We start from the raw sequence: 11,719 nt of genomic DNA, 5'->3' as shown, positions 1-11,719 counted from the left end.
CGCCTCGACGAGAGGGTGCGCGGACTCGCCTCGCCCGACGAGGTGTTCGAGGTCTTCGTCGAGTGGGCGGGAGAGAGCGGCCTCAGGCTCTACCCGGCACAGGAGGAGTCGTTGATCGGCATCGTCTCCGGTGCCAACGTGATCGTGTCGACGCCCACCGGCACCGGCAAATCCCTCATCGCCGTCGGAGCGCACGCTGCAGCTCTCGCGGACGGTCGCCGCACGTTCTACACCGCACCGATCAAGGCGCTCGTCTCCGAGAAGTTCTTCGCCCTGGCCGACACATTCGGTGCCGAGAACGTGGGCATGATGACCGGCGACTCGCAGGTGAACGCTGATGCGCCGATCATCTGCTGCACGGCGGAGATCCTGGCGAACCTCGCCCTGCGGCTGGGGCCCGATGCGCCCGTCGACCAGGTCGTGATGGACGAGTTCCACTTCTACGCCGACCCCGACCGCGGCTGGGCGTGGCAGGTGCCTCTGCTCATTCTGGAGCGTGCGCAGTTCGTGCTGATGAGCGCGACCCTGGGCGATGTGAGCGGCATCGCCGACGACCTGTCGCGGCGCACCGGGCGCGAGACCGTGGCGGTGACGGGTGTCGAGCGTCCCGTGCCGCTGGACTACTCGTACGCGCTGACACCGGTGCATGAGACGATCCAGGAGCTGCTGGATGCCGGCAAGGCCCCCGTGTACGTCGTGCACTTCTCGCAGAAGGACGCCCTCGAGCGTGCCCAGGCGCTGGCCGGGGCATCCATCGCCAGCCGAGAGCAGCGGGATGCGATAGCGGACGCCATCGGTGGATTCCGGTTCGCGACCGGGTTCGGTCAGACCCTCTCCCGACTGCTCCGGCTCGGGATCGGCGTGCACCACGCCGGCATGCTGCCGAAGTACCGCAGGCTCGTCGAGCAGCTCGCCCAGCGCGGTCTGCTCAGGGTCGTCTGCGGAACGGACACGCTGGGCGTTGGCATCAACGTTCCGATCCGCAGCGTGCTGCTGACCGCGCTCACCAAGTACGACGGCACGAAGATGCGGCAGCTGACCGCGCGCGAGTTCCACCAGATCGCCGGACGGGCCGGACGCGCCGGCTACGACACCGCTGGCACCGTCGTCGCACAGGCGCCCGAGCACGACATCGAGAACGCCAGGGCCGTCGCGAAGGCGGGCGACGATCCGAAGAAGAAGCGCAAGATCGTGCGCAAGAAGGCCCCGGAGGGCTTCGTCTCCTGGGGTGAGCCGTCGTTCCGCCGGCTCATCGAGGCCGAGCCCGAGACGCTCACTCCGCACCTGCAGATCACGAGCGCGATGATCGTCAACGTCATCGGCCGAGGCGGCGACGTGTTCGGCAACGTGCGGTCGCTCGTGTTCGACAACCACGAACCGTGGAAACGCCAGCTCGAGCTCGCCCGGCGCGCCCTCGGCATCTACCGCACGCTGGTGACGGCGGGCGTCGTCGAGAAGGACACCGACGGCATCCCTCGCCTCACGGTCGACCTGCAGCCCAACTTCGCGCTGAACCAGCCGTTGTCGCCGTTCGCGCTCGCCGCCTTCGAACTGTTCTCGCCGAACCAGGGGCCAACCGAGCAGGGCGTCGGCAGCGGCGATTACGCCCTGGACATCATCTCGGTCGTGGAGGCGACGCTCGACGACCCGCGTCCCGTGCTGTTGGCCCAGCAGCACCTCGCCCGCGGCGAGGCGGTCGCCGCGATGAAGGCGGAGGGCATCGAGTACGACGAACGCATGGAGCTGCTCGAGGAGGTGACCTGGCCGAAGCCGCTGGAGGGCATCCTTCAGCAGTCGTTCGAGACGTACAGTTCCAGTCAGCCGTGGGTGCGCGACTTCGAACTCAGCCCGAAGTCGGTCGTCCGCGACCTGTACGAGCGGGCGATGACGTTCGCGGAGTTCGTCTCGTTCTACAACCTCGCGCGCAGCGAAGGCGTCGTGCTGCGCTACCTCTCCGACGCGTTCCGGGCGCTGCGGCAGACCGTGCCCGACAAAGCTGCGAACGACGAGCTGCGCGACGTGATCGAGTGGCTCGGCGAGCTGGTGCGGCAGGTGGACTCCAGCCTGCTCGACGAGTGGGAGGAGTTAGTGCATCCGGATGCCGCCAGGCACGCCGCAGAGACCGCGATCGTCCCGCCCGCCCCGCGCACGCTCACCTCGAACCGGCGGGCGTTCCTCGTGCTCGTGCGCAACGAGCTGTTCCGCCGAGTGCAGTGGGCGGCGCTGGACCGCGCAGACAAGCTGGGCGAGCTCGACCCGGACTTCGGCGAGGATGCCTGGGCGAACGCCCTCGACGCGTACTACGCCGAGCACGACTCGATCGGCACCGACGCGAACGCTCGCAGCGCGGCGATGCTCATCGTCGAGGATGCCTCGGCGCTGCACGACGAGGCGCGCATGTGGCGGGTGCGGCAGATCCTGGCGGACCCTGCGGGCGACCACGACTGGGGGATCGCCGCAGAGGTGGACCTCGGCGCCTCGGACGCGGAGGGAGCAGCGGTGTTGCGGGTCGCCGCGGTGAACAGGCTGTAAGCAGCCCTAGCCGGCGGCCGGGACGGTTTCCAACGGTGCGTCGGGGTCCGCGGCCCATTCGTTGAGCGAGCCGTCGTACACCGCCACGTCATCTCGGCCGAGCACGGCGAGCGCGAGAGCGTCGGCCGAGGCGGCCACACCGCCCGCGCAGTACGCGACGACCGGATCGGGGGAGGCGACGGCATCCGCGAGCAGGGCGCGCAGCGCGTCGTCGGGCAGCAGTGCGTTCGTCGCGCGATCGACGAGTCGTGACGCCGGAGCGCTGACGCTGCCGGGAATGTGCCCGAGTCGTGGGCGGTGACCGCTCTCGCCGGTGAACTCCCGGGGCGGCAGGCCGCAGACCAGCAGAGCGGGCTGCTGGCCGGTGACAGCACGCAGCACCCGCTCCTTGTCCACCCAGAACCCCTCGCCTTCGGCGGCCACGTAGCCCGACGAGGGCGTCGGCGTCACGTGCCCGATCTCGAGCGGTCGCTCCTCCGCAGCCCACTTGCGCAGACCGCCATCGAGCACGGCGACGCACTCGTGCCCGAACGAGCGGAACAACCACCACAGTCGGGCCGCCCACTGACCGACCGAGTCGTCGTACACCACCACGAACGTGTCGGCGTCGACGCCGAGCCCGACTGCGCCGCGGGCGAATCGGTCGGCATCCGGACGGGCGAAGCCGAATGGCCCTTGCGCGTCGCTGAACTCTTCGAGCAGATCGGCGAAGACCGCACCCGGGATGTGACCGCCGACCAGGTACTGCTCGTGACCTGTGACGTATGCGGGATGCCCGTCGAAGCCCTGCACCTGCACGACCGTGGCGTCGACGACCACGAGTCGTGCCTCGCGCTCGTCCTGATCAAGCAGCTGTGCGAGCTCCTCCGTCGACACGAGGTGCCGTCGGGCCGTCGCGCTACCAGTGAAGGGGAGGCGCTGCGCGGATCCGCGCGTGGAGACGGGCACGGAGAGATCGGTCACCCGTCCACGCTAGGTTCCGGATGCCGCCTCCCGCACCGGCCGCGAAACACGACGAAACACGACGCGAACTCGACGCGGACCTTGGATGCGCTGTCGTGTCGTGAGAGCAACCGAGGTTGCTTAGCCGAAGGAACGCTGGAAGTTAAGCAACCTAGGTTGACGGGATTCCTGTAGCAACTTATGTTGCTTAGTATGAATCCAGTACGCATCCCCCCGCCCACCGGCGGCGTCGCAGATGAGCTCGCCGCCGTTGTCGCCCTTCGCGACCTCGCCGACCGGCTCGAGGATGCCGCCGTCGAGCACGCGCTACGCGACGGCTGGAGCTGGGGGCTCGTCGCCGAAGCTCTCGGCGTGACGCGCCAGGCCGTGCACAAGAAGCACCTCAAACGTGTCGCGGATGCCGACATCGAGCTGAGGAGGCGCCGTGGATGACTTCCCCGTTCCCCAGCAGATCCGTTCGGTCGTCGTCACCGCGTTCTCCGAGGCCCAGCGTCGTGGCTCGGTCACCGTCGAGCCGGAGCATCTGCTGCTCGCGCTCGCGTCGGAGGATGACTCGCTTGCTGCAGGCATCCTGGCCGGTGTCGGCCTCGACTACGAGTCGCTCGATCGCGCGCTCGACACGGAGCGGGCGAGGTCGCTCGCCGTCGTGGGCATCCACGAGTTGGACGAGTCGCTGCTGAACGCGACACCGCGACCGACCCGCCCCGGGTGGGCGTCGGCGACGCGGGAGGCGTTCCGCCGGGCGCAGCCGCTTGGCCGAGGGCGGCGTAGACGCGCGGAACTCGACGTGCTCTATGGCGTGATCACGGCCAATGTCGGAACGGTCGCTCGTGCGCTCGAGTATGCAGGCGTCGACCGCGACGGCCTGATCGGCCGGGTCGAGCGCGAGCGGCTGGCCGACCGCGACGAATGAGCCTCGGACGCCCGCACCTGTTCACGTCGCAGTTCTTGTCGCAATCCCGACGGCATAACGACGAAAACTGCGACTTGAGCTTAAGGAGACAGCGCCGGAAAGCGCGTGTAAGCGGGGTGTAAGTGCCGCGAAAGCGGCTGCCCGCATGCTGAATCACGACTTCAGTGCGCCACCCGGCGCGCAAAGCATCCACGAAAGGAGACGCGCATGAACGCACAACGGCATGATTCCGGCCGCAATGCCGACTGGGCCATCGAGGCGCACGGTCTCGTCAAGACGTTCGGCGACAACCGCGCGGTCGACGGCGTCGACCTGCTCGTGCGGCCCGGCACGGTCTACGGCGTGCTCGGGCCGAACGGCGCGGGCAAGACCACCACCATCAGCATGCTGGCCACACTCCTCAAGCCCGACGCGGGCACCGCGACGGTCTTCGGGCACGACGTGATGAAGGAGGCGCAGATCGTGCGCCAGCTCATCGGCGTCACCGGCCAGTACGCATCCGTCGACGAGACCCTCTCGGCCACCGAGAACCTCGTCATCTTCTCCCGCCTCCTCGGCCTCGGCCGCAAGGAGTCGAAGCTGAAGGCGGAGGAGCTGCTCGAGCGATTCGGGCTGACGGATGCCGCCAAGCGGCCCCTCAAGAAGTTCTCCGGCGGTATGCGTCGCAGGCTCGACCTCGCGGCGTCGCTCATCGCGCAGCCGCCGCTGATCTTCCTCGACGAGCCCACCACGGGACTCGACCCGCGAACCCGCGGGCAGATGTGGGACACGATCCGCGAGCTGGTCGCCACCGGATCCACGGTGCTGCTCACCACGCAGTACCTGGACGAGGCCGACCAGTTGGCCGACCGCATCGCGGTGATCGACCGCGGACGCGTGGTCGCCGAGGGCACGGCCGACGAGCTGAAGGCATCCGTCGGCACCTCGTCGCTGCAGCTTCGCATCGAAGACCCGGCAGACACCGACGACGCCCTCACGGCGATCGAGCGAGTGCTCGGCGTTCGCGGCACGCTGTCGCCCGAGGCCGCGCGCATCACTGCTCCCATGGCAGATGCCGACCGCGTGACCGACCTGCTCGTCACGCTGCGCGAGGCGGGCATCCATCTCACCGAGCTGAGCGTTCAGAAGCCCAGCCTCGACGAGGTCTTCCTGACCATCACCGGCCACGATGCGGCCGACCAGAACACGTCGGCGCCCACTGGCGATGCCGACGAGAAGGAGAAGGTGAACGCATGAGCACCATCGCGCCTGCTGCGCCGGGACGCATCGTCCCGCCGTCCGAACGCCGCCTCAAGAACCACACGAGCCTGAGCCAGACGCTGCGCAACACGTTCACGATGGCCTACCGGGGCCTCGTGAAGATCCGTCGCACCCCGGAACAGCTCGTGGATGTGACGGTGCAGCCGATCATCTTCACGCTGATGTTCGCCTACCTCTTCGGCGGCGCCATCGCCGGGAACGTGCAGAGCTATCTGCCGCTGCTGATCCCGGGCATCCTCGTGCAGACCGTCATCACGACCTCGGTCGTCACCGGCGTTCAGCTGCGCGAAGACATGGACAAGGGCGTGTTCGACCGGTTCCGCTCGCTGCCGATCGCGCGCATCGCCCCGCTCTCCGGAGCGCTGCTCGCGGACACCGTCCGGTACGCGATCGCCACCACGATCACGTTCGTGGTCGGCTACCTGATCGGGTACCACCCGGCCGGAGGCTTCGGCAACGTCGTGCTCGCCGGCCTGCTCGTCATCGCCTGCTCCTGGGCGATCAGCTGGATCTTTGCGTTCTTCGGCGTGATCGCACGCACGGCATCCAGCGTGCAGGGCATCTCGATGCTCGTGCTGTTCCCGCTGACGTTCCTCTCCAACGCGTACGTGCCGGTGAAGAGCCTTCCCCAGGTGCTGCAGTGGTTCGTGAACGTCAACCCGATCTCCCACCTCGTGACCGCCGTGCGCGACCTGGCGAACAGCGGCACCGTCGGCGTCGACCTGTGGATCTCGCTGCTCGGTGCCGCCGTGATCGTCGCGATCTTCGCGCCGCTGACCGTGCGCGCCTACATGCGCAAGGCGTAGAACGGACTCGGAAGGGCATCCGATGAGCATCTCTGAACCGACCGGCCGGATCGCGCGACTCGTGCGCGAACCGGCCGGTCGGCCGAGTCCGCGCGCCGTGCCGTTCTGGGCCTGGAACGCCGTGGTCGGCTGGTGCGTCTTCGTCGGCCTCCAGCTCGTCTGGATGCTGTTCGCGAATGCCTGGACCAGCCCCCTGCACCTCGGCGGCCTCGGCATCACCGTGGTGGTGGCCATCGTGCACGTCTCGATCATGCCGAAGTGGCGCTACCGGGTGCACCGGTGGGAGATCACCGAAGACGCCGTGTTCGTGCGCAGCGGATGGCTGACCCAGGAGACCCGCGTCGCCCCGATCGCGCGCCTCCAGACCGTCGACTCGCGCCGAGGCTTCCTGCACCGCATCTACGGCCTCACGACGGTGACCGTCACGACGGCGTCTTCGGCGGGCGCGTTGAGCATCCACGCGCTCGACGACGCGGTGGCACGAGATGTGATCGCCACGCTCACCGCGGTGGCGCAACAGATTCCCGGGGATGCGACGTGAGCAATGTCGACACCACGCCGCCGGCCGAGTCGGCGGGGAACCGACCGCCGAGACGGCGGTCGGCGCTGGGCCCCACGAGCCGGTTCCGGACGGCGCTGTTCCGCCGTCCGGCCGAGCAAGAGGGAGCGTCGCGGGGGAGGCCAGAAATGGCCTCCCCTCCAAGCTCCAGCGCGCCGTGGCGCCGCGTGAACCCGCGCATGCTGCTCGTGCCTCCGGTGCGCGAGCTCATCAGGTACCTGCCTGTGCTGCTTCTGGCCGTCGTCGCCGGGTCGGTCGGCGGCGAGCCATGGTGGACGTACGTGCTGTCCGGCCTGGGCGTCGTGATCGGCATCCTGCGCTGGGTGACCACGAGCTACCGCATCACGCCGACGCACGTGCAGGTGCGCCGTGGGTTCCTGAACCGCAGGATGCTCTCGGTGCCGCGCGAGCGCATCCGTTCGGTCGACGTCGAGGCGACGCTGTTGCACCGCCTGGTCGGGCTCGCCGTGGTGAAGGTCGGCACGAGCGCGTCGCACGGGCAGGACGGCCTGGACTTCGATGGCATCGCCGCGACCGACATCGCCGGGTTGCGGGCTGAGCTGCTGCAGGGCATCACGCTGCCCGCGCCTCCGCCGAGCGCCGTGAGAGGTGCAACCCCGAGTGGTTCCGCGGGCGTGGATCCGAGCGGTGCGATGGCAGACGCCGAGGCGGCCGGCCGTGACTTCAGCGGCTGGAAGTGGTCGTGGGCGCGGTTCGCGCCGTTCACGCTCACCGGCGTCGGCGCACTGTTCGCCGCGGCGTTCTTCGCACTGCAGCTCCAGTTCTTCGACGGCGGCCTCCTTGTGCGGCTGCCGATCGTGCGCGCCGGGATCGACGCGGCGAGCCGCATCCCGACGATCGAGCTCGTGATCGGCGCCGCGTTCGTGCTCGTCGTCGCGGCGTCGGTCATCGCTCTCGTGCGCTACGTGCTCGCCTACAGCGGCTTCGCCATCTGGCGAACGGATGCCACCACTCTGCACGTGCGTCATGGACTGCTGCGCACGCGGCAGGTCACGCTCGACGAGCGGCGACTGCGCGGCGTGAGTCTCAACGAACCGCTGTCGCTGCGTGCCGTGGGCGGGGCATCCGTGCACGCGATCATGACGGGAATCGGTCGCGACCGCGCCGGGCTTGTGGTGGTCGAACCCGCCGGACCGCGGGCGGACGGGATGCGCGTGGCCGGCGCCGTGCTCGGCCCGCTCGACGAGGACGCCGACCCGCTCACTTGCGAACTGCAGCCGCACGGAATTCGCGCGCACCGGCGGCGCTACACGCGGGCCGCGGTGGGCGTGGCGGTGATCGCGGCGGCGGTGCTCGTCGCGCAGCTGCTCGGCTACCTCAGTCCCGCGGTGTGGATCGTGTTCGTGGGACTCGTGCCAGCGGCGGCCCTGCTCGCGGAGGACCGCTGGCGGGGGCTCGGCCACGCGCTGCTGCGCACCCGGCTGGTCACCCGCCACGGGTCGCTGGCCCGCAAGCGCATCGTGCTCGACACGGCAGGCATCATCGGGTTCACCGTGCGCCGGTCGTTCTTCCAGCGACGGGCGGGACTGGCGACGCTGATCGCGACGACGGCCGCCGGCAGGCACCGGTACTCGGTTCCGGACGTGTCGGTCGAGGAGGCGTGGCGCATCGCCGACGACGTGCTCGTGCGTGCTCCGCGTCCGGCGTCGGAGACCACGGGCGCTCAGCGCTGATCGGTCAGAGGAACAGCGGGCGCAGCGAGCGCACGACCTCGGTCAGGCGCGCGGTGCGCTCGTCGAGCGTCAGCGCATCCACCTTCCGGATCGCGGCGTCGACGTCGAGCTCCGGATGCTCGCCTCGCACGTCATTCAGCGCCCGTTCCGGGTCCAGGGACGGAAAGTCGCGCCGCGCCTTCGTACCTCGCGCCAGGGCGAGCAGCTCGAGCCCTGTTGCGTGCCAGTGGCCGGCATCCGGGTCATCGGCGGCGGTCGCGAGCAGCCACACCGCGAGGCCCACGGCGCCCACTCCCGTGATCGGGCGGTCGATCATGCCGGAGCGAACCCGGTCGTCGCGGCGCATCCTGCCGCGGATGCGTCGTGCCACGAGCCGCGCGCGCGGGTCGTCCCGCTCGTCGGTGCGCACCGAGGCGACCAGGTATCCGGCCGCAGCCCCGTAGTACCACGGTGCGAATCCGCCGGGCGGATCGCCCCACGTGCTCTCGGACACGCCGTACAGCCGTCGCGACTCCGCGAGGTCTCCCTCGGCCGCGGCCACCTCGGCGAGGCCGGCGAATCCGATCGCCTTCAGGTCGTTCCAGTCGAAGCTGTCCTGGTCGCCCTGCAGCCCGGAGAGCTGCTCGAACACCGGCCGGGCTTTCTCAGGGCGCCCGAGCGCCAGCTCGTTGGCGGCCACCAGCCAGTCCAGCTGGCGCAGGTCCTCTCCGGCGTTCAGTTGCTCCAGATTGGCCCTGGCGTGCTTCGCCCATGCGAGCACCTCGGCCGAGTCGCCCCGTTCGCTGTGCAGCTGGGCGAGGTTGTGCGCGGCCATGCCGAGCGTCCAGACATCCCTCGTGATCTGCGCCTTCTCGTAGGCCTGCTCGCACGCGGCGATGGCCTCGTCGATGCGTCCCGAATTCTCCATCAGCTGCGAACCGATGATGAGGCCGAACGAGGCGACCGCCGGATCGTCGCTCGCGCACAGCCGCTTCACGACGTCCATCGCCTCGGACAACACAGGCATGACCAGCAACAGGCTGAGCATCGCGTTCAGCTGCGGATCGTGCGCCGGCCCCTTGGCGTGCAGCTTGCGCACCCGAACGATGGAGCGGATGCCCTGCCGGGCGTCGGTGATGAGCGAGGTCGCTCCGATCATGCCGAGCGAGACCATGGTGGCGTCACGGTGGCTCTCGTCGGGCTCGTACCCGCGCAGCGACTGCAGCACCTGCGGCGCGAGACCCATCACCTCGCCGTGCGCACCGCGCAGCGTCCAGTGCATGCCGAGCGCCGCGAACACACTGCTCGCGGTCGGCGCATCTCCGACGGCGATCGCGTCGCGCAGCGCGGCGACGAGGTTGTCCTGCTCCTCCTCGACACGGTGGAACGTCGCCACCTGGTTCTCGCCGTACGTTTTCTCAAGGGCATCGAGGGCGACCGCATCTGCCCAGGAACGGATGCTCGCAGCAACGTCGTCCGCTTCGCCCGCCTCCTGCAGACGCTGGTCCCCGAACTCGCGGACCGTCTCCAGCATGCGGTAGCGAACCCGACCGGTGTGCCGGCTCTCGGCCGCGGAGAGCAGCGACTGATTGACGAGACCCTCCAGGTCCTCGTCGATATCGTCGGGCGACCCGCAGACGGCGGACGCGGCATCCGCTGAAAAGCCGTCGACGAACATCGACAGCCTGCGCAGCGTGCGCTGCTCGGAACTACGCAGCAGATTCCAGCTCCAGTCGATCACCGCCAGCAGGGTGCGGTGGCGTTCGGGCGCGGCCCTGTCGCCGCCGCGCAGCAGCGCGAACCGGTTACCGATGCGACGCTCGATCTCCTCGACGGACATCGAGCGGACGCGTGTAGCGGCCAGCTCGATCGCCAGCGGCAGACCGTCGAGCTTCTCACACAGCCGCTCGATGGTCTCGATCGGAAGCACGACGGACGGGCGTGCCGCCCGTGCTCTCTCGATGAAGAGCGCGACGGCCGGGCCGGGATCGACTCCGCTGCCGGCCGTCGTGGCCGGCAGCGGCTCCAGCTGGTACACCTGCTCGGCCGCGATCATGAGTGGTGCCCGGCTCGTGGCGAGCACGCGAACACCGCGCGTCGACGCGAGGATGTCGGCGATCCACTCGGCTGCCGCGTCGATCAGGTGCTCGCAGTTGTCCATCACGAGCAGCGTCGGCCGCTCGTCCAGCGCGCCAAGGATGCGGGTGCGCACATCCACTCGCACCGCCGGATCGCTCAGCGTGAGACGCGTGCCGGTGTACTCGCGGATGCCGAGCGTCGATGCGAGCGCCAGCGGAACGTCGTCGCCCGTGCGCACGCTGGCGAGCTCCACGACGACGACCCCCGGCATCCGCTCTGCAGCACTGCTCCCTTCGGCGGCACGGGCCGCGAGCGCCTGCGCGAGGCGGGTCTTGCCGAGCCCTCCGGCGCCGAGGATCGTGGTCAGCCGCGCAGAGGCCATCAGCTCCTCGACGGCGGCGATGTCGTCGTCGCGTCCCACCAGCTCGTTCGGCGGAACACGGATGCCCACCCGCAGCGTGCGTGCGGGCTCGGTCGCAGCCCCCGGCGCTCTCAGCAGCTCGGCGTTGAACGCGACGAGGTCGGCCGACGGGTCGGTGCCGAGATCGTCCCGCAGCCGCTCGCGGAACTCGGCGAACTCGCGAATCGCGTCGTTCGGCCGGCCGCTCGCCGCGATCGCCTTCAGCCGCAGCAGCTCGAGTGTCTCGTCCAGCGACGTCGCCTCGGCGAGGGGAGCCAGGTCGGCGAGCGCACCGTGTGCGTCCCCGGTCTCCACCCTGGCCGTGGCCCTGATCAGGGTCAGCTCACGACGAAGCGAGGCCGCAACCGCCGCCAGCCGCCCGGCCAGTTCCGTCTCGCCGAGATCGGCGCCCGGTTCGCCGCGCCACAGCAGCAGCCCCGCGGATGCCTGCGCCTCCGCCTCGAGCCAGTCGCCGCGCTCGATCGCCGCCCGCGCTTCATCCCTTGCCTGCGCCGCCTCGGCCAGGTCGCTCTG

At 69.7% G+C, this 11,719-nt stretch carries 9 protein-coding genes; 7 read left to right on the top strand and 2 right to left on the bottom strand.

The window, feature by feature from the left end; all coding sequences use genetic code 11:
• Positions 1–15: 15 nt before the first annotated feature.
• Positions 16–2,532 carry a DEAD/DEAH box helicase gene (locus tag ACTHNC_RS17555; protein WP_440295917.1) on the top strand — a complete coding sequence of 839 codons (2,517 nt, stop codon included), beginning with the start codon at positions 16–18 and terminating at the stop codon, positions 2,530–2,532.
• 6 nt (positions 2,533–2,538) lie between these two features.
• Here ACTHNC_RS17555 and ACTHNC_RS17550 read toward each other — a convergent pair whose 3' ends face one another.
• The gene (locus tag ACTHNC_RS17550; RefSeq protein ID WP_440295916.1) at positions 2,539–3,495 is read right to left on the bottom strand and encodes a sulfurtransferase; all 957 of its coding nucleotides are present in this window, start codon (positions 3,493–3,495) and stop codon (positions 2,539–2,541) included.
• Positions 3,496–3,687: 192 nt separating this feature from the next.
• Between ACTHNC_RS17550 and ACTHNC_RS17545 the strand changes: the two genes are divergently transcribed.
• The 6 genes from ACTHNC_RS17545 (at position 3,688) to ACTHNC_RS17520 (ending at position 8,727) form a co-directional block, all read left to right on the top strand.
• A complete protein-coding gene (locus tag ACTHNC_RS17545) occupies positions 3,688–3,927 on the top strand; it encodes a hypothetical protein (RefSeq protein ID WP_440295915.1) in 240 nt (79 codons plus the stop codon).
• Entirely contained in the window at positions 3,920–4,408 is a 489-nt protein-coding gene (locus ACTHNC_RS17540) for a Clp protease N-terminal domain-containing protein (RefSeq protein WP_440295914.1), read from the top strand. The genes ACTHNC_RS17545 and ACTHNC_RS17540 overlap by 8 nt, the downstream gene beginning before the upstream one ends.
• 207 nt (positions 4,409–4,615) lie before the next feature.
• Positions 4,616–5,644 carry an ATP-binding cassette domain-containing protein gene (locus tag ACTHNC_RS17535; RefSeq protein WP_440295913.1) on the top strand — a complete coding sequence of 343 codons (1,029 nt, stop codon included), beginning with the start codon at positions 4,616–4,618 and terminating at the stop codon, positions 5,642–5,644.
• Complete coding sequence (locus ACTHNC_RS17530; protein WP_440295912.1) at positions 5,641–6,474, top strand: ABC transporter permease; 834 nt, start codon at positions 5,641–5,643, stop codon at positions 6,472–6,474. Before ACTHNC_RS17535 ends, ACTHNC_RS17530 begins: the two co-directional genes overlap by 4 nt.
• Before the next feature lie 22 nt (positions 6,475–6,496).
• Complete coding sequence (locus tag ACTHNC_RS17525; protein WP_440295911.1) at positions 6,497–7,015, top strand: PH domain-containing protein; 519 nt, start codon at positions 6,497–6,499, stop codon at positions 7,013–7,015.
• Between the two features lie 146 nt (positions 7,016–7,161).
• Positions 7,162–8,727, top strand: a complete 1,566-nt coding sequence (locus ACTHNC_RS17520; protein WP_440295910.1) for a PH domain-containing protein — start codon at positions 7,162–7,164, stop codon at positions 8,725–8,727.
• Between the two features lie 4 nt (positions 8,728–8,731).
• Here ACTHNC_RS17520 and ACTHNC_RS17515 read toward each other — a convergent pair.
• On the bottom strand, positions 8,732–11,719 hold a 2,988-nt coding region (locus tag ACTHNC_RS17515), incomplete at its 5' end, for an ATP-binding protein (RefSeq protein ID WP_440295909.1).

The sequence above is a fragment of the Humibacter sp. genome, from assembly GCF_051954055.1.
Lineage (GTDB): Bacteria > Actinomycetota > Actinomycetes > Actinomycetales > Microbacteriaceae > Humibacter.
This window is presented reverse-complemented; position numbering and strand designations above follow the sequence as displayed.